This is a genomic window from Tenggerimyces flavus, from assembly GCF_016907715.1.
GTDB classification, from domain to species: Bacteria; Actinomycetota; Actinomycetes; order Propionibacteriales; family Actinopolymorphaceae; genus Tenggerimyces; species Tenggerimyces flavus.
On record NZ_JAFBCM010000001.1, the window covers coordinates 6,399,705 to 6,417,152 of the forward strand.

Here is a 17,448-nt window from a genome sequence, read left to right on the forward strand (position 1 = left end):
GTGCTCGTCCTGAGGCTCTTTGGCGCCGGCTTCTCCATGTCGCTCAGGCGATCCCTCGCCCACCGCACGAACCTCACGTTCGACGTCCTCCTGGCGATCCTCACGCTCATCAGCGAGCTGGCGGTCGTCCAGCTGATCTTCACCCGCACCGACGACCTCGCCGGCTGGAACAGAGCCGAGCTGCTCGTCCTCGTCGGCACGTTCCAGCTGATGGCCGGCATCCGTACGGCGTTCATCGAGCCCAACCTGAGCTGGTTCACCGATCAGGTGCGCAACGGCAAGATGGATCTCTACCTGATCCAGCCGGCGTCGAGCCTGTTCCTGGCCAGCCTGAGCTCGCACTCGCCGGTGGCCCTCACCAGAGCGGTCCTCGGCCTGGCGGTCATCGGCGGAGGCATCGCGGACCACGGCAAGCTCCCCACGATCGCCGGCCTGCTCACCTGGCTACTACTGCTCGCCACCGGCACAGTGATCATGTGGAGCCTCGGCGTTCTCGTGTCCTGCTTGGCGTTCTGGGCACCACGGCTGGAGCTCGACATCCTGTTCAGCTCGGCACTGAACCTCGCGCGCTACCCGGTCGACATCTACAGCCGACCACTGCGCATCGTGCTCACCTACCTGTTCCCGATGGCGGTCGTGACCACGCTCCCGACCACAGCGCTGCTGCGCGGCCCGACCCTCGTCGGTACGGCGGCAGCCATCGCCGCCGGCGCCGGCATCGCGCTGCTCGCGATCGGTGCATGGTCGGTGGGCGTGCGCCGCTACACCGGTGCGACGTCCTGACCACGCAGGTGCACGTTCTCCAACAGGGCAACGGCAACCAGACAGGCGACCATGCTGGAGCCGCCGTACGACACGAACGGCAACGGCAGCCCGGTGATCGGCATCAGCCCGAGCGTCATGCCGACGTTCTCGAAGATCTGCGCGGCGAACCAGCACACGACGCCGCCGGCGAGCAGGCGGCCGAACAGGTCGGGCGCAGCGCGCGCGATGCGTACGCCGCGCCACAGCACGAACGCCAGCAACAGAAGCAAGGCGCTCGAGCCTACGAAGCCGAGCTCCTCCCCCGCCACCGTGAACACGAAGTCGGTGTGCTGCTCGGGAACGTACGCACCGCTCGTCCTGCTGCCGTGGAACAAGCCCGCCCCGAACAGCCCGCCCGACCCGATCGCGACCCGCGCCTGCTCGGCGTTGTAGCCGATCCCCTCCGGATCGACGCCAGGGTTGACGAACGCGGTGAGCCGCGCGAGCTGGTAACCCTCCAGCAGCCCCACCCGCACGGCGGCGTACCCGGCCGTCGCCGCGACGAGTACGAGTCCGGCGAGAAAGCGCAACGGCGTGCCCGCGAGCGCCAGGACGCCGAATCCTGTGACCAGCAGGACGAACACGGTACCGAGGTCGGGTTGGATCGCGACCAGCCCGATGGGCACCGCGGCAACGGCGAGCGCCCAGAGCAGATCGGACCGCGCCGATCGGGTCGAACGGCGGGCATTGTCTCTCCGTTCGGCGAGGACTACTGCCATCCCGACGACGATCGCGACCTTCGCGAACTCCCCGGGCTGTAAGGAGAAACCGCCCGGCAGCCGGATCCAGGACTGGGATCCGTTCACGGTCGCGCCCAGCACGAGCACGAGGACCAGTCCCGCCACCACGACCAGGTAGCAGGCCGGCGCGTACAGCCGCAGCCGGCGATGGTCGATCATCGCGACCGGAACGGCGATCACCACGCCGATCAGGATGTTGAGGATCTGCTTCAGCAGGTAGGCCTGCGGGTCACCACCGGTGAGAGACGGCCGGTGCGCGGTCGCCGACCACACCAGCAGACAACCCAACGCCAGCAGGGCGATCACCGCGACGAGCAGCGACCAGTCGAGCTGCCGGGCGGCGGTCGACCCGGCATGGCGAGGCGGAGCGACGGCAGTCATCGCAGCGCCTCCCACAATCGCCGCACCGCGGGACCCGAGGTGGCCGCGCCCGTACCGCCCTGCGAGACCATCATCACCACGGCGTACCTCTGGTCGAACGACGCGAACCACGATGTCGACTGCCTGCCGTCGACCTCGGCAGTCCCGGTCTTCGACGCGACCGGCGTCTTGTCGAGCCGGAACCCGGCGAACGGCGCCGCGCCCGTGCCCGACACCGTGGTCTTGCGCAGGGCCGCCTGCAGATAGCGCAACTGCGACGGCGTCAACGGCAGCTTGCCGGCCACCTTCGGTACCTGTTTCCGCAACGAGGGCTGCAGGAGCGAGCCGCCGTTCGCGAGCGCCGCGTACGCACGAGCGAGCTGCAACGGCGTCACCGTGGTGTCGCCCTGCCCGATCGCGAGCAGCGCGGCGTGCCCGGCGTACGAGGTCTGGCGTCCGACGTGGCCGGCGCGTTCGCCCGGCAGGTCGAGTCCAGTACGCCGACCGAAGCCGAACGCGGCGGCTGCGGCCTCGATCGCGTCGTCCCGCCGATGGTCGAGCCCGACCTGGTAGAAGAACGTGTCGCACGACACCGCGAGGGCGTCGGCGAGCGAGAGGTCGCCGTACGCGAGCGACTCGAAGTTGCGGAACGTACGGCCGACGATCTCCATCGTGCCCGGGCAGGGCAGCTGCTCCGACGTCCGGAAGCCGTGGGTGAGAGCCGCGGTCGCCGAGACCACCTTGAACGTCGACCCCGGCGCGTACTCGCCCTGCGTGGCGCGCGCCACCAAGGGCGCGTCGCCCGAGGCGAGCAGCCGCTTCCGCTCGGCGCTTGTTAGACCGTCTAGCCAGAGTGAGGGATCGTAACCAGGGTTACTGGCCATCGCGATCACTCCACCCGTTCGCGCATCGAGGACGACGATCGCGCCGGCGTCGGCGACGTACTTCCGCTTGGTGACCTTGTCGAAGCGGGTCCGCGTCGCGGCGAGGGTCTTCGCGAGCTCGCGCTCGGCGAGGGCCTGGATGCGAACGTCGAGGTTCGTGACGAGGTCCGCGCCAGGCTTCGCGGGCCGCTCGGACACCACCGACAGCACCCGGCCCTGCGCGTCGATCCGCACGGTCCGCTGACCCGGCGTGCCGCGCAGCAGCGCGTCGTACTGCTTCTCCAGCCCGGCCCGCCCGACCAGGTCGGTCGTCCGCAGTTCGCCGTGGGACGCGTCGAGCTCGGTGCGGTTGACCGGCGCGACGTAGCCGAGCAGATGCGCGGCGGAAACCCCATCGGGCTTGGGAAAACGCCGCGTCGCACGGGAGTCGACGACCACGCCCGGGAAGTGCTCCGATCGCTCGGAGATCGCGAGCGCTGCCTGGGTCGACACGTTCCGGGCGATCGGCACCGGTTCGTACGGCTGGCCGCTCCAGCACACCGGCGGGCGGCGGGCCCCGGGCGTCCCGCAAGGCACCGTCCGCGCGGCCAGGTCGGCACCGGGCTTCCCGAGGACGGAGCCGAGCCGGTCGTACAGCGCGGTCCGGCCAGGCTTGTCCAGCTTGCCGACCGCCGAAGGATCGACGAGCACGGTGAGGGCGCTCTCGTTGTCGACGAGCGGGCGGCCGTTCCGGTCCAGGATCCGGCCACGGACGGCGGGCACCGAGATCGTCCGCAGCTCGCCGACGTCGGTCATGGGTGCGCTGGGTTCGACAGGGCGGGCGACCTGCACGATCCAGAGCCGGCCGAGCAGGACGGCGACCAGCGTGAGCACGAGCAGCTGGAGGATGGCCATCCGCGCCGTGGTCCTCGCGTTCACTGCGGCGCGACCCGGGCTGACAGCGGTACGAGGACGAGCGCGAGCACCGCCGCGGAGAGGATCGACGTGCCGCCGGCACTGAGCAGGACCGACCAGTCGACTCGCGGATCGCCAAGCAGGACGTCGATTCCGGCGTACGTGGCGAGTGTGAGCGCGGCGCCACCGGTCATCGCGAGCACGCCGATGAGGACCCGGTGGTTGCCGTCGTCGGCGCGGGTCACGCCAGCGGCGCCGACGAGGTACGCCGCGAGCGTGAACGACAGTGCCCACAGTCCGGCGACCCCGTCCGCCGGCGGCGCGACGTCGACGAGCAGACCGGCGCAGAACCCCAGCACCGCACCGAACGCCGGCCCCCGCACGTACGCGAACGCCAGCACGGCGACGAGCGCCAAGGAGACGCTCGGCAGCAGCGTGACCTGGACCAGCCAGGCGACCAGAACGACAGCCGCGGCGAGCAGCATCAGCGCTCCCCCACCACGACACCGACGACATCGAGGGCAGTGAGATCGACGTACGGATCCACCGACGCCTTCGGCGCGACACCCGCGGTCGCCGGATCCACCGAGACGACGCGGCCGATCGGAATCCCCGCAGGGTAAGGCGATCCGTTCGGCGATCCCCAGGTGACCAGCCGGTCACCCTGCTTGACCCGGGCCGAGTGGTCGACGAGCTGCAGCGTCAACCTGGCCTTGCCGACCACATCGCCTGTCCCGTGCAGGAAACCGAGCTCGCGGCTCGTCTCCAGCCGCCCACCGACGGTCGACGTGGCGTCGCCGAGCAACAGGACGGTCGCGCTCGTCGTACCCGCGCGAACGACCCGGCCGACGAGCCCGTCGGCCGCGACCACGGCCTGGTCGGCGCGAACCCCGTCCCGCGTGCCGACATCGAGAGTCACCGTATGCGCGAAGCTCTGCTGCGCCCCGAAGCCCACGACCCGCGCCGGGACTGTGTGCCCGGCCGAGCGAAGCTGGTCGACGGCTCGCCCTTCCGCACGGCGTTCGGCGTCCGTCCGAAGCTGCCCGCGCAGGGCGGCGTTCTCCTCACGCAGTTTCAGCAGTTCGCTCCGCTGCTCGCCGAGCGAGGCGACATCCCTTGCCGCGTTGACGATCGGACGCGTCGCGACCCGCGCGCCGAGCTGCAGCGGAGCGACCGCCTCAGCCACCGCGGCGCGTACGGCGTTCAACGGAGACTCCTCGACCGCGAGGTCGACGGTGACGAGCGAGAACGAGCCGAGCAGGAGCAGCACCAGCAGCACCCGGGACCGCGGCCGCATCATCTCTTGCGGGGCTCGGAGACCAGCACCCGTCGAAGCGTCTCGAACTCCTCGACGCACATGCCGGCGCCGGCCGCGACCGACTGCAGCGGGTCGTCGGCGACCCGTACGGGCACCCCGGTCTCGTGCTGGAGGCGGGCGGCGAGCCCGTTCAGCAACGCACCGCCGCCGGTGAGGATGATGCCCCGCCGGACGATGTCGCCGGCGAGTTCGGGCGGGCAGGTGTCGAGCGTGGTGCGGACCGCGTCGATGATCGCGTTGACGGGTTCCTCGAGCGCCTTGCGGATCTCGTCGGTGGACACCGTGACGGTCTTCGGCAGCCCGCTGACGAGGTCGCGTCCGCGTACGTCCGCCTCGGGCTCGTCCGGAACGGGGAACGCCGAGCCGATCGTCGACTTGATCTCCTCGGCGGTGCGCTCGCCGAGCATCAGCGAGTACTCCTTCTTGAGGTAGGAGATCACCGCCTTGTCGAGCTCGTCGCCGGCGACGCGGATCGAGCAGCTCGTGACGATTCCGCCGAGAGAGATGATCGCGACCTCGGTCGTCCCGCCGCCGATGTCGACGACCATGTTGCCAGTGGGCTCGTGCACGGGAAGCCCGGCGCCGACCGCGGCAGCCATCGGCTCCTCGATCAGGTAGACCATCCGGGCGCCAGCCTGGTAGCCGGCGTCGCGGACCGCGCGCTGCTCCACGGTGGTGATGCCGGACGGGACGCAGACGACCAGCCGCGGCTTGGCGAAGTAGCGCCGCTTGTGCACCTGCTGGATGAAGTACCGGAGCATCTTCTCGGCGGCGTCGAAGTCCGCGATGACGCCGTCCTTGAGCGGGCGGATCGCGGTGATCGTGCCGGGCGTACGGCCGATCATCTGCTTCGCGGCGGTCCCGACGGCGACGATCGTGTTGGTCGCGGTGTTCGTGGCGACGACGGAGGGCTCGCTGAGCACGACGCCGCGCCCGCGCACGTAGACGAGGGTGTTCGCCGTTCCGAGGTCGACGGCCAGATCCCGGCCGAGAAAGCTGTTCGCCATTTCGGTAGCCAGTTTGACACGCTACGTAGCCGTGGCTTGCGGTGACTCGCCGGGGTCATGTCCAAGCTTGGGTGAGATAGACCCGTTCTCGGGCGACGACGCCGTCGGCGAACTCGGTGACGACGACGGCGAGGGCGGGCTCGCCGTCGTCGTTGTCGAGGCGGTACTCGTGCACCCACACGTTCGGGGCGCGTACGGACCACTCAGCCGCGGCTCCGACCTGCGGGAAGTCCAGCCGCACGTCGTCGGCATACAGCGCCGACCAGCCGCGGTCGGAGCGGTGCTTCAGCAGCTTGTCGATCAGGTCTCGGGCGGTGCTCTCGTTCATACGTTCAAGCGTGCGGTGGCGCGAGACCGGGCGGCATGGGGAGGACTACTTAGATTTCCCATTCGGGCGCCTAGATGTCGGGGAAGAACAGCTTGATCTCGCGTGCGGCCGACTCCACCGAGTCCGAGCCGTGGACGAGATTCTCCCGGTTCGACAGGCCCAAATCGCCACGGATCGATCCCGCGGCGGCCTTCCGGGCATCGGTCGCACCGTTCAGCAGGCGTACGGCCTCCACGGCCTCGTCGCCCTCGAGCACCAGCGCCACGAGCGGTCCGCTGATGACGAACTCGCGCAGCGGCGGGTACCAGGCCTTCTCCAGGTGCTCGCCGTAGTGCTGGTCGGCCGTCTCGCCGTCGATCGTGCGCAGATCCATCGCGACGATCGAGAGCCCCTTGCGTTCGTACCGGGCCAGGACGTCGCCGACCAGCCCACGACGGACCGCATCCGGCTTGATCAGGACCAGGGTGCGCTCGGACACGACAGAAACTCCTTAAGAACGAGGTCACGACGGCAAAGCACACGCAGCGTAGCCGACGCTCATCCCTCGCTGGGTGCCTGGGCAGCGATCTTGCGGTCGAAGACGAGGCAGGCGAACCAGAGGATGCCGAAGATCGCGCCGAGCGCGAGCATGATCGACACCACGAATCCGCTCGCGAACGCGGCCACCTGCACCACCGAGCCGAGCACCACGCCGACCGGCTTACGCAGCGTCGCGGCCGCCGCGACGCACATCAGGACGATCGCCAGGCCGCCCCAGATCGCCAACCCACGCGGTGCATCGGCCACGCCGATCGCCACCGGGATCGCGAGCCCGACGATGATCGCCTCGAAGACGAGGATCGCCGACAGCGTTCCCCGCATCACCGTCACGTTCAGGTTCACTGCGCCTCGCCCCGTCCCAACAGCACGCGCGCCTCGCCGGCCGTGATCACCGAGCCGGTCACGAGCACCCCGCCCCCGCCCATCTCCTTGGCCTGTTCGTCAGCCGTGCGGACGGCGGCGTCGAGTGCGTCCGGCAGCAGCGGCGCGACCTCGACCCGGTCCTCACCGAAGATGTCGATCGCGATCTCGGCCAGCTCCGCGGCCGGCATCGCACGCTCGGTGGAGTTCTGCGTCACCACGACGTGGTCCATGACCGGCTCGAACGCCTCGAGCACACCTGCGACGTCCTTGTCCTGCATGACGCCGATCACGCCGACGAGCGGTTCGAACGTGAACGCCTCGCTGATCGCCGCCGCGGTCGCCTCGGCGCCGTGCGGGTTGTGTGCCGCGTCGAGCAGAACGGTCGGGCTCCGGCGGACGATCTCCAACCGCCCCGGCGACGTCACGCCGCCGAACGCCTCGCGAACGATGTCCGCGTTCAATCCCTCTGGGGCGCCGCCGGCGAGGAACGCCTCGACCGCGGCGAGCGCGCAGGCCGCGTTGTGCGCCTGGTGAACTCCGTGCAGGGGAAGGAAGATCTCGTGGTACTCCCCCGACAGGCCCTTCAGCGAGATCATCTGCCCGCCGACCGCGATCTCGCGCTCGACGACGCCGAACTCGATCCCCTCGCGGGCCACGGTCGCACCGACCTCGGCCGCGCGGCGCATCAGCACCTCGGCGACCTCGACCTCCTGCTGCGCGATCACCGCGATCGCGCCAGGCTTGATGATCCCGGCCTTCTCCCGCGCGATCTCCGGCGGCGTGTTGCCGAGGTACTTGGCGTGGTCGACCGCGATCGGCGTGACGACCGCGACCTTGCCGTCGGCGACGTTCGTCGCGTCCCACGTCCCGCCGAGCCCGACCTCCAGCACGGCGGCGTCGACCGGAGCGTCGGCGAACGCGGCGAAGCCCATCGCGGTGATGATCTCGAAGAACGACAGCGGCCGGTCGAGCATCGGGTCAGCCAGGTCGACGAACGGCATCACCTCGGCGTACGTCTGCACGAAGCGTTCGTAGTCGATCGGCTCGCCCGACAACGAGATGCGCTCCCTGATCTCAGCGAGATGCGGGCTGGTGAGCCGCCCGGTCCGTACGCCGAACGCGACCAGCAGGCTGTCGACCATCCGTGCGGTGCTGGTCTTGCCGTTCGTCCCGGTCAGATGGATGACGGGCGCGGCGTGCTGCGGCTCGCCGAGCAGCTCGCACAGCCTCTTGATCCGCTCGATCGTCGGCCCCTCGACCGACTTGTGCTCCGGCAGCCGCGCCAGCAACGCGCGCTCGACATCGACATACAGCGCGCGCTCTTCATCGCCTTGGGTCATTGAGTGATGGGCTCTTCCACGAAGGGGTTCTCGACGGTCACCGAACCGAACTTACGCCCATGCTGCAGATCCTCGGTAAGCAGCCTTGTCGCACCCGCCCGCTTGGCCGCCTCGATGATGAGTGCGTCCCAGAACGAGACGGAGTCACGCTCTTCCAGCTTCGACGCATCGAGGACGAGTTCCGGATCGGCTGTCACGACTCGCCAAGCCGAGTACGTGGTGAGGACCTCGCGGGCTGTCGACGCCGCCATCGGCTGGGCGAACTTCCTTGTCACCGTGTTGTAGAACTCCTGCATGACCTGAGCGCTGATGGCTCCAGCGCCGCCCTGCCACAGCTTCGACAACCATTCGTTTGCCCGCTTCCGCTTCTCAGGCTCATCAAGGTCGTAGGCGTACACCAACACGTTCGTGTCAACAAAGGTGATCGAATGCACCAAGGTCAACGGTCGTACAGATCCTCGCGTTTCCACTTGCGGCCTCCCCCATGCGTCGCGGCTGTGTCCATGAGCTCCATGGCACGCTTCCGCGCCGCTTCATAACGCTCATCTTCGTCAGCCAGGTGCTCGATCTGTTGAGCAACGAGCTGACTGATCGACGTGCCGCGCTTCTCGGCGACCACTCGGGCACGACTGATGACGTCCTCATCCAGCTGGACTGTCAGGTTCCGCTTCGCCATGCCCACAGTATGCCACGTGGAGCTGCCTGATTCACGCCACTATATCAAGCCGTCGGGAGGCCGGCGAGCTGGGATTCGAGGCGGGTGATCTCGGTTTCGGCGGTGGCGAGCTGGGCGCGGACCTTCTCGACGACCGGGGGCGGGGCTTTGTCGAGGAACTGGGCGTTGCCCAGCTTGCCCTCCGACTGCGCCTTCTCCTTCCGGGCCGCGGCGAGGTCCTTCTCCAGCCGCTTCCGCTCGGCCGCGACGTCGATGGTGCCGGCGGTGTCGAGCTCGACGGTCACGTTCTCCACCAGCAGCGACGCGGTCGGGGCGAAGCCGTCGGCCGGCGTTTCCAGCCGCAGCAACGTACGGATCGCCGGCTCGTGCGCGACCAGCACCGTCGATTCGATCCCGACCAGGCGAGCCGGCACGCGCTGGCCGTCCTTCAAGCCCTGGTCGGCGCGGAACCGCCGCACCTCCGTCACCAGCCGCTGCACCGCGGCCAGCTCGGCCTCGGCAGCGGCGTCGAGGTACGACGACTCGGCCGACGGCCACGAAGACACGACGATCGACTCGCCGCCGGTCAGCGCGAGCCAGAGCCGCTCGGTGACGAACGGCATCACCGGATGCAGCAGCCGGAACAACCGCTCCAGGACGTGGCCGAGCACCGCCCGCGAGGCGTCCGCGGCGGCGCCGCCGGCGTTGAGCGAGGTCTTCGCCAGCTCCACGTACCAGTCGCAGAACTCGTTCCACGCGAACGCCTGGATCGTCTCGCACACCTTGGCGAACTCGTACCCCTCGTAGTACGCGTCGACCTCGGCGATCACCGTGTGCAGCCGCGACAGGATCCACCGGTCCGCAGCGGTCAATGAGGCGGCCGGCGGCACGGGCGACGAGGCGGAAGCCCCGTTGAGCAAGGCGAAACGCGTCGCGTTCCACAGCTTCGTGGTGAAGTTACGCGAGCCCTGGCACCACTCCTCCGAGACCGGGACGTCCGATCCGGGGTTCGCCCCACGGGCCAAGGTGAAACGGGTCGCGTCGGCGCCGTACCGGTCGATCCAGTCCAGCGGGTCGACCACGTTGCCGAACGACTTCGACATCTTCTTGCCGTGCGCATCGCGGACCATGCCGTGTAGGACGACGGTCTTGAACGGCACCGCCCCCTCCGGCCCCTGGTCCCGCATCGCGTGCAGGCCGAACATCACCATCCGCGCGACCCAGAAGAACAAGATGTCGTACCCGGTGACCAGCACGCTGGTCGGGTAGTAGCGCGCCAGGTCTTCCGTCGAGTCCGGCCAGCCGAGGGTCGTCACCGGCCAGAGCCCGGAGGAGAACCAGGTGTCGAGAACGTCCGCGTCCTGGGTCCAGCCGTCGCCGGACGGCGGCTCCTCGTCCGGTCCGACGCAGACGGTCTCGCCGTCGGGGCCGTACCAGACCGGGATCCGGTGCCCCCACCACAGCTGCCGGGAGATGCACCAGTCGTGCATGTTGTCGACCCAGTCGAAGTAGCGTTTCGCCATCTCCGGCGGGTGAATCGCGATGCGTCCTTCGCGTACGGCGGCGCTCGCGGCCTCTGCCAACGGGGCGACCTTCACGAACCACTGCAGCGAGACCCGCGGCTCGACCACCGTGTCGCAGCGCTGGCAGTGGCCGACGGCGTGCCGGTACGGGCGGACCTCCTTGTCGATCCGCCCTTCCGCGCGCAGAGCCGCGACGACGGCGGGCCGCGCCTCGAACCGGTCGAGTCCCTGGAACGGGCCGTGCGCGGTGATCACGCCGTGCTCGTCCATCACGGTGAAGCTCGGCAGGTCGTGGCGGCGGCCGATCTCGAAGTCGTTCGGGTCGTGCGCGGGCGTCACCTTGACCGCGCCCGTGCCGAACTCGGGGTCGACGTGCTCGTCGCCGACCACCGGGATGCGGCGGCCGGTGAGCGGCAGCTCGACCTCGGTGCCGATCAGGTGCTTGTACCGTTCGTCCTCGGGGTGAACCGCGACGCCGGTGTCACCCAGCATCGTCTCGGCTCGCGTCGTCGCGACGACGATCGAGGAATCACCTTCCCCGTAACGGATGTAGACGAGCTCACCCTCGTCGTCGGAGTGCTCGACCTCGATGTCGGACAGCGCGGTGAGGCAGCGCGGGCACCAGTTGATGATGCGTTCGGCGCGGTACGCGAGGCCGTCCTCGTACAGCCGCTTGAACATCGTGAGGACGGCGCGCGAGCGCTGCTCGTCCATCGTGAACGACTCGCGGTCCCAGTCGACGGAGTCGCCGAGCCGCTTCATCTGGCCGAGGATCCGGCCGCCGGACTCGGCCTTCCATTGCCAGACCCGCTTGACGAACTCGTCGCGGCCGAGGTCGTGCCTGCTGAGGCCCTCCTTGGCGAGCTCGCGCTCGACGACGTTCTGCGTCGCGATGCCGGCGTGGTCCATGCCGGGCAGCCAGAGCGCGTCGTACCCCTGCATCCGGCGGCGACGGATGAGGATGTCCTGGATGGTGTGGTCGAGCGCGTGGCCGACGTGCAGCGAGCCCGTGACGTTCGGCGGCGGGATCACGATGCTGTACGGCTCGGCATCCTCTTTGCCGGAGGGCGCGAAGTAGCCGCGTTCGACCCAGCTGTCGTAGAGCGGTCCCTCGACGTCGGCCGGAACGAACGCCGGGGGGAGCTCGGGTTGCGCTGCACTCATGCGGGAAGTCTAGAGACGGCGTTCCGGCATGATGCACGGGTGACCGACACCTTCCGATTCCGCCCCGCGACGGCGGACAACGCGGCGTTCCTCGACGAGCTCACGGTGGAGGCGTTCAACTGGGCGCCGGACCGGGCTGAGCTGACGCTGGAGCAGATCCGTGCGGACGCTTCTCTGGCGAAGTACCTGGCGCCCTGGCCGGCTGCCGGCGAGTTCGGGGTCGTGGCCGAGTCTCTGGCCGGCGACCCGGCGGGGGCGGCGTGGCTGCGGTACTTCCCGGCTTCGTCGCCGGGCTACGGCTACGTGGCGGAGGACGTGCCGGAGCTGACGCTCGCCGTCGTCCCCGACTGGCGCGGCATGGGCCTCGGACGGCTGCTGCTCTCGGAGCTCGCTGCGGCTTCGCGTACTGCGGGGATCGCGCGAATCAGTCTGAGCGTGGAACGGGCCAACCACGCGGCGAAGCTCTACGCGGCCGCTGGCTACGAGGTGGTGGGCGGGGATGCGGACGCCGACACGATGGTCTTGACGCTCTGACCGCCCGTGGTGGTTTGGAATGAGGGCGTCCCTGTAGCGATCTATTCGATAGAGGGCGTCCCTCATTCGAAACGGTGGCCACCTGCCCGTGATCATGAACGTGATCATGAACGTGATCATGAACGTGATCATGAAGGCTAACCCGGCGTATACGACCGGTTCGGCTTCATGATCACGTTCATGATCACGGCGGTGTGGAGGGCGCGGGGTGGATGGGCCGGGCATTGGATGAAGGTGCCCTTCATCCAAGGTCCAGCGGTGACGTCCCGCCATTACCGCTCGGTCGCGCCGCCACCTCCGGTCGGTCGGCCCCGCCACCCCAGGGTCGTCGGCCCCGCGATCACCGGTCGGCCATCCCTTCGACGGCCGGTCGGCCGTCCCTTTCGGACCAGCTCGGCGCCCCCCCCGTTGGCCGTCGTCGATGGCTCAATGGTGGGCGGATCTCCTGCTCTGTCAGCGGATCGCTGCTGTTCTTGGCGCTTCGAGCTCGATTGATCTTTCGCGAGCTGTCCGGGATCGGTGCTCGCCGTGGGCTGTTGCGGCGGTCGATTTTGGTGGCCGGTCCGGGGCGCGTCAAGGGCGCCGTTTGGACGGCGCTTCGCGCAGTTTGCAAACGACGTCGCTTCGCGACCGCGTAGCGGCCCTTGACTCGCCCCGGCCCGGCCACCAGTTCTTAACGCGCCGCCCCACCCCCCGGGAACGGGTGCCCGGAGGAGGTTCCTTCTTGCTCGGGTCTCTTGCCGAGCTCGCGTTGCTTGTTGGCCCCGCTTGCGTGTGGTGGCGATGAAGCCGGGCGTTCCGTCCCTTGTTTTGAATGAAGGGCACCTTCATTCAATAGGTTCGAATGAAGGTGCCCTTCATTCGAAACGGCTTGTCTAGGTGGGTTGACGCCGTAGTCTCTGTCTATCACTGTAGACGGATGGTTCTGGACAAGGAACTGCTCGAGCAGGCGCGGGTTGCCCGTGATCGGCTGCTCAATCTGCAGCACGACGCCGATACGGCGAAGGTCGACTACCACCACCTCATCCGCGTCTTGCACGCCTCGGGCGCCTCGATGCGCGAGATCGCCGAGGCGCTCGGCATGAGTCATCAGCGCGTCCACCAGATCGTCGATGGCGGTGACGCCACCACACCTGGGCAGAAGCCCAACCGCCTCCTCCGAAGGTTGTCCAAACGGACTCCCACCGCGAAGGTCACCGACCAGCTCTTCGGGCAGCTGTTCGCCGACTCGCGGCAGGCGATCGCGTTCGCCCAGGAGGAGGCCAGGCAGCTCCGGCAGCCCTATCTCGGCACCGAGCACCTGCTGCTCGGCCTCCTCCGCGCCGAGCACACCGTTGCCGCGCGGGTGCTGGTTCTCGCGGGGCTCGACGTCGAGCAGGCCAGGGACGCGGTCGTACGGATCATCGGCCGCGGCGCCGAGTCCGCGCCGGAGACGCTCAATCTCACGCCCCGCACGAAGAAGGTGCTCGACCTCGCCGTACGCGAAGCCAAGCATGACCGGAGCACGCACGTCCGCAGCGAGCACCTGCTGCTCGCGCTGCTCCGCGAGGGCCAGGGCGTCGCGGCGAAGATCCTCGCCGAGGCGAGCGTCGACTTCGAGGCTGTCCGCAAGCGCATCGGCTGGGCCGGGCTCGGCTGCGCGTTCTGCGGCCGCGGCGGGCTGGACGTCGGCAAGCTCATCGCGGGTCCCGGGCTGTACGTGTGCGACCGCTGCGTCGGCGACGCCATCGCCCTGGTCACCGGCGGAGCGGACCAGCGCGGCACCCTCGCGCTCGTCCCAGTCGACACAGCAGCCACCTGCAACTTCTGTGGCAAGGCGCACACAGAGGCCAACCGCGTCGCGGAAGGCCCGAGCGCGAAGATCTGCCGCGAGTGCCTGGAGCTGTGCGGCGAGATCCTCGCTCAGACCTGACGGGTACGGCGGAGCCAGAGCAGACCGAGAACGGGCAGCACGAGCGGCACGAAGCCGTACCCCATCCCGAACACCGACCACACGGTCTCGTCCGGGAACGCCGCCCGGTCGAGCAGGCTGAACGTTCCGACGATCAGCACACCCGCGAGCTCGATGCCGCACGCGATCCAGGCCAGCCGGCGCGCTGACCGCGCGAGCGCCACGGTCGCCACGACGTAGACGAGAGCGGAGAACGCCGAGAGCAGGTACGCCACCGGCGCCTCGCCGAACTTCGACGCGATCTGCACGGCCGCCCGCGCGGTAGCGGCGAGAGCGAAAACGCCGTACACCACGACGAGCACGCGACCAGGCCCCGAGCCGGTCCGACGAGGCTCAGACACCAGGTCCCAGCCAGGTCTGCTGCATCCGCAACACGATCACGATCACCACGAAGAACGCGACGAACAGAACCAGCGAGCTCCACTTGCTGCGCTCCGACAGCCCCCACAACATCGCGAGCGGCAGGATCAGCACCGACGCGACCAGGTAGCCGATGAACGTCCCGAACTCCACCGGCCGGTCGCCGCCGACCATCAGCACGATCGCCACGACGACCTGCGCGAGCACCGCGACCTCGAGGATCAGCGCGAGCGTCAGGTCGATCGTGCCGGGCGGCTGCTTGCGGAAGAACGTGATGATCGCGAACGCCGCGAAGAGCAGCGCCGCGATCATCAGTCCGTTGCCAAGCCAAGGAATCACACGACGCAGCGTAGTACTAGCTTGTCGCGTGCCGGCTCGCGGCAGTTTCACTCCGTCGACACGACGTGCACGTCAGCGGTTCTAGCCGCTGCTTTGCGAGCCAGCCCGCGAGGGTAGCTCAGGCCGGAACGTCGTTCGCGGCGCCCCACTGCACGTCCACGAGCGTGCCGCCGCCGGTGTACGCGACGTGCCAGGTCGCGTTCGACGGCCGGAACACCACGAGGTCCTCCTTGCCGTCCCCGTTCACATCGCCGAGCAGCGGCACGTCGCCGGGCTGGCCCCACGCGAAGTTGTTCAGGCTGCCACCGGCGGCGTACGACACCCAGAACGCGCCGCCCGGCGCCCAGACCACGTAGTCGTCCTTGTCGTCTCCGTCGACATCGCCGATCAGCGGAACGTCGTTCGCCTTGCCACCCCAACCGTGCACGAGCGTCGTTCCATTCGCGAACCGCACGTGGAACTTCCCCGTCGACGGCCGGCGCAGGATCAGGTCGTCCTTGTGGTCACCGTCGATGTCGCCGAGCAACGGAAGGTCGCCGATCGCGCCGTGCTTGACCGACAACGTGCCGCCGCCGGAGTACGAGACGCTCCAGAGCGCCTCCTTCGCCCGCCAGGTCACCAGGTCGCCCTTGCCGTCGCCGTCGACGTCGCCGACGAGTGGGACATCGCCGCGCTTGCCCCACGCCACGTTCGTCCGTTGGGTCCCGTCCGCGTGCTGGATCCACCAGGTCGCACTGTCCGGCCGGAACACCGCGTAGTCGTCCTTGCCGTCCGCGTCCAGGTCGTACACGCGCGGGATGTCGCCGGCCTGGCCCCACTGCGCGCCGTCGACCGTGCCGCCGCCGGACTTCTGCACCCACCAGGTCCCGTCCGGACGCCAGGTCGCGAGGTCGGCCTTCGTGTCGCCGTCGAAGTTGCCGAGCGCGTGTGGGCCGTCGGAGCTGTAGCAGGCGTGGTGCACGTGCATCGCCATCAGCGCCCACCGCGAGCGCTTGGTGAGCCGGTCGCGCTGCGTCGTGTACGGCTCGGTCGCGCGCCGCCGCACGTCGGCGAGCAGGGCGGGCGCGATGCGCGCGCAGTCGTAGACGACGAGGTCGGCGTTGGCGCCGTTCGTCGAGCCGTAGTTGGCGTAGTGGCCGTTCAGACCCTTGAGGCCCGTCACCGGATCCATCTCGTACAGCGGCCAGACCGTGGCCGCGTGGTGCCACGGGTCCTGCAGGACGTTCTGGCCCTGCTCGTACGCCCAGCCGGGAGCGCCCGCGTAGCCCTCGAGGTCGTCGCGGAAGTGCGTCCAGGTGTAGTCGCGCCAGGTACGCCACTTGGTGTCCATCTCGGCCTGCCGCCCGGCGGGATACAGTCCGCGGCGGGCGGCACTCCACAGGAACCAGGCGCCGTGCGCGGTCACGTTGAACACGCAGGGCTTGTTCCGGTCGTGGGTGGAGTTGGAGTACGAGATGCATTTGCCGCCCGCGGTCGTCGAGGTGTTGAGCAGCGACGTCGCGGCCTGCTTGATCTCGTTCACGAAGAACCCGCCGTCGTCGTACGCCGCGATCAGCGTGCGGCCGACGTGGCCGGCGGTGGTGATCGTGTAGGAGGTGTTGGCCGGGTTCGTCGTCCCGTCGCCGCGCCAGTCCCACGCGTACCCGAGGCCGTAGCCGCCGTCGGGGTTCTTGCGGGCGAGCACGCGGCTCGTCCAGTACGTCGTCCGCGAGTCCTGCCAGCCGAACTTCTTCCCGGCGTAGTAGGCGACGGGAGCGATCCACCAGACTGGGATCGCGCCGCCGCCGTCGGACTCGACGAACGGCATCGCGGTCGCGGACTCCGCCGCGGCCTGGTCGGCGATCGCCAGCCAGTCCTGGGCGACGACCGCCGTGGCTTGGGTCTGCACAGGCGCCGCGGAAACGCTACTACCGGCTACCGCAAGCGCGATCACGAAAGGTACGACGATCATCAACGAGCGCACGGTCTTCATGCCGGAACCGTAGAGCGCTCAACGTAGAAAAGCCTTGCTATCTGGCCGCTAGCTGCCAGCCCCTGGCACCTGCTGCCGGCGCCCCGCCAGTAGTGCGGTCGCCTCGCCCCACAGGTCCGGCCGCGCCTCCGCGAGCGTCACGAGGCGTCGGATCAGCAGCCGCTCGGCGAGCTCGTCCAACGCCTGGCCGACCGCCTCGACGTCGCGCGGCGACAGCGTCGGACTCTTGCGCGCGAGCCGTTCCAGCTCGGCGTCGATCACCCGCCGGGCTTCCCCGGCGACCTGGTCCACGAGCGGCTCGGCCCAGGACGGCACCGCCGACATCCCTCACGCTCCCCACACACGACCCCGCCTACTACGATTCGTAGTGCT

General features: G+C 69.2%; 19 protein-coding genes. 3 read left to right on the top strand and 16 right to left on the bottom strand.

What is annotated here, in order from left to right; translation table 11 throughout:
- On the top strand, window positions 1–783 hold the full coding sequence (locus JOD67_RS30065) for an ABC transporter permease (protein WP_205121071.1): 783 nt from the start codon (window positions 1–3) through the stop codon (window positions 781–783).
- On the opposite strand, the gene rodA is transcribed toward JOD67_RS30065, so the two are convergent.
- The 12 genes from rodA to JOD67_RS30125 form a co-directional block, all read right to left on the bottom strand.
- Entirely contained in the window at window positions 762–1,925 is a 1,164-nt protein-coding gene (gene rodA, locus JOD67_RS30070) for a rod shape-determining protein RodA (protein ID WP_205121072.1), read from the bottom strand. The genes JOD67_RS30065 and rodA overlap by 22 nt on opposite strands.
- Window positions 1,922–3,682, bottom strand: coding sequence for a penicillin-binding transpeptidase domain-containing protein (locus JOD67_RS30075; RefSeq protein ID WP_205121073.1), 1,761 nt, complete (start codon window positions 3,680–3,682; stop codon window positions 1,922–1,924). The genes rodA and JOD67_RS30075 overlap by 4 nt, the downstream gene beginning before the upstream one ends.
- Window positions 3,683–3,702: 20 nt before the next feature.
- The gene (mreD, locus tag JOD67_RS30080; RefSeq protein WP_205121074.1) at window positions 3,703–4,167 is read right to left on the bottom strand and encodes a rod shape-determining protein MreD; all 465 of its coding nucleotides are present in this window, start codon (window positions 4,165–4,167) and stop codon (window positions 3,703–3,705) included.
- A complete protein-coding gene (gene mreC, locus JOD67_RS30085; RefSeq protein WP_205121075.1) occupies window positions 4,167–4,979 on the bottom strand; it encodes a rod shape-determining protein MreC in 813 nt (270 codons plus the stop codon). The genes mreD and mreC overlap by 1 nt, the downstream gene beginning before the upstream one ends.
- Complete coding sequence (locus JOD67_RS30090) at window positions 4,979–6,007, bottom strand: rod shape-determining protein (protein WP_205121076.1); 1,029 nt, start codon at window positions 6,005–6,007, stop codon at window positions 4,979–4,981. The genes mreC and JOD67_RS30090 overlap by 1 nt, the downstream gene beginning before the upstream one ends.
- Window positions 6,008–6,062: 55 nt before the next feature.
- A complete protein-coding gene (locus JOD67_RS30095) occupies window positions 6,063–6,335 on the bottom strand; it encodes a hypothetical protein (RefSeq protein ID WP_205121077.1) in 273 nt (90 codons plus the stop codon).
- 70 nt (window positions 6,336–6,405) lie between these two features.
- Complete coding sequence (gene ndk, locus JOD67_RS30100; protein ID WP_205121078.1) at window positions 6,406–6,813, bottom strand: nucleoside-diphosphate kinase; 408 nt, start codon at window positions 6,811–6,813, stop codon at window positions 6,406–6,408.
- 59 nt (window positions 6,814–6,872) lie between these two features.
- A complete protein-coding gene (locus JOD67_RS30105) occupies window positions 6,873–7,217 on the bottom strand; it encodes a DUF4233 domain-containing protein (protein ID WP_205121079.1) in 345 nt (114 codons plus the stop codon).
- Complete coding sequence (locus JOD67_RS30110) at window positions 7,214–8,578, bottom strand: bifunctional folylpolyglutamate synthase/dihydrofolate synthase (protein WP_205121080.1); 1,365 nt, start codon at window positions 8,576–8,578, stop codon at window positions 7,214–7,216. Before JOD67_RS30110 ends, JOD67_RS30105 begins: the two co-directional genes overlap by 4 nt.
- Window positions 8,575–9,012 (bottom strand): PIN domain-containing protein, encoded by a 438-nt coding sequence (locus JOD67_RS30115; RefSeq protein ID WP_307782752.1) that lies wholly within the window; start codon window positions 9,010–9,012, stop codon window positions 8,575–8,577. Before JOD67_RS30115 ends, JOD67_RS30110 begins: the two co-directional genes overlap by 4 nt.
- A 5-nt stretch (window positions 9,013–9,017) precedes the next feature.
- Window positions 9,018–9,254: a DUF6364 family protein gene (locus tag JOD67_RS30120; protein ID WP_205121082.1), complete on the bottom strand. Its 237-nt coding sequence runs from the start codon at window positions 9,252–9,254 to the stop codon at window positions 9,018–9,020.
- A gap of 44 nt (window positions 9,255–9,298) precedes the next feature.
- Window positions 9,299–11,920: a valine--tRNA ligase gene (locus tag JOD67_RS30125; RefSeq protein WP_205121083.1), complete on the bottom strand. Its 2,622-nt coding sequence runs from the start codon at window positions 11,918–11,920 to the stop codon at window positions 9,299–9,301.
- A gap of 39 nt (window positions 11,921–11,959) precedes the next feature.
- Here JOD67_RS30125 and JOD67_RS30130 point away from each other — a divergent pair, with 39 nt between their 5' ends.
- Window positions 11,960–12,454 carry a GNAT family N-acetyltransferase gene (locus tag JOD67_RS30130; RefSeq protein WP_205121084.1) on the top strand — a complete coding sequence of 165 codons (495 nt, stop codon included), beginning with the start codon at window positions 11,960–11,962 and terminating at the stop codon, window positions 12,452–12,454.
- A gap of 919 nt (window positions 12,455–13,373) precedes the next feature.
- Complete coding sequence (locus tag JOD67_RS30135) at window positions 13,374–14,366, top strand: ClpX C4-type zinc finger protein (RefSeq protein ID WP_205121085.1); 993 nt, start codon at window positions 13,374–13,376, stop codon at window positions 14,364–14,366.
- Here the strand turns inward: JOD67_RS30135 and JOD67_RS30140 are convergent.
- From JOD67_RS30140 to JOD67_RS30155, 4 genes are all read right to left on the bottom strand, one after another.
- Window positions 14,357–14,746, bottom strand: coding sequence for a hypothetical protein (locus JOD67_RS30140; RefSeq protein WP_205121086.1), 390 nt, complete (start codon window positions 14,744–14,746; stop codon window positions 14,357–14,359). The two genes, JOD67_RS30135 and JOD67_RS30140, sit on opposite strands and share 10 nt — an antisense overlap.
- Window positions 14,739–15,104, bottom strand: coding sequence for a hypothetical protein (locus tag JOD67_RS30145; protein ID WP_307782605.1), 366 nt, complete (start codon window positions 15,102–15,104; stop codon window positions 14,739–14,741). The genes JOD67_RS30140 and JOD67_RS30145 overlap by 8 nt, the downstream gene beginning before the upstream one ends.
- Before the next feature lie 118 nt (window positions 15,105–15,222).
- Window positions 15,223–17,076, bottom strand: coding sequence for an FG-GAP-like repeat-containing protein (locus JOD67_RS30150; RefSeq protein ID WP_205121087.1), 1,854 nt, complete (start codon window positions 17,074–17,076; stop codon window positions 15,223–15,225).
- Between the two features lie 48 nt (window positions 17,077–17,124).
- On the bottom strand, window positions 17,125–17,400 hold the full coding sequence (locus JOD67_RS30155; protein WP_205121088.1) for a hypothetical protein: 276 nt from the start codon (window positions 17,398–17,400) through the stop codon (window positions 17,125–17,127).
- Between the last annotated feature and the right edge of the window lie 48 nt (window positions 17,401–17,448).

Coding starts and splice junctions, on each gene's coding strand:
- JOD67_RS30125 (WP_205121083.1), bottom strand. CDS start 11,920: ATGAGTGCAGCGCAACCCGAGCTCCCCCCGGCGTTCGTTCCGGCCGAC.
- mreD (WP_205121074.1), bottom strand. CDS start 4,167: ATGCTGCTCGCCGCGGCTGTCGTTCTGGTCGCCTGGCTGGTCCAGGTC.
- mreC (WP_205121075.1), bottom strand. CDS start 4,979: ATGCGGCCGCGGTCCCGGGTGCTGCTGGTGCTGCTCCTGCTCGGCTCG.
- JOD67_RS30120 (WP_205121082.1), bottom strand. CDS start 9,254: ATGGCGAAGCGGAACCTGACAGTCCAGCTGGATGAGGACGTCATCAGT.
- JOD67_RS30150 (WP_205121087.1), bottom strand. CDS start 17,076: ATGAAGACCGTGCGCTCGTTGATGATCGTCGTACCTTTCGTGATCGCG.
- JOD67_RS30075 (WP_205121073.1), bottom strand. CDS start 3,682: ATGGCCATCCTCCAGCTGCTCGTGCTCACGCTGGTCGCCGTCCTGCTC.
- JOD67_RS30095 (WP_205121077.1), bottom strand. CDS start 6,335: ATGAACGAGAGCACCGCCCGAGACCTGATCGACAAGCTGCTGAAGCAC.
- JOD67_RS30090 (WP_205121076.1), bottom strand. CDS start 6,007: ATGGCGAACAGCTTTCTCGGCCGGGATCTGGCCGTCGACCTCGGAACG.
- JOD67_RS30155 (WP_205121088.1), bottom strand. CDS start 17,400: ATGTCGGCGGTGCCGTCCTGGGCCGAGCCGCTCGTGGACCAGGTCGCC.
- JOD67_RS30110 (WP_205121080.1), bottom strand. CDS start 8,578: ATGACCCAAGGCGATGAAGAGCGCGCGCTGTATGTCGATGTCGAGCGC.
- JOD67_RS30135 (WP_205121085.1), top strand. CDS start 13,374: ATGGTTCTGGACAAGGAACTGCTCGAGCAGGCGCGGGTTGCCCGTGAT.
- rodA (WP_205121072.1), bottom strand. CDS start 1,925: ATGACTGCCGTCGCTCCGCCTCGCCATGCCGGGTCGACCGCCGCCCGG.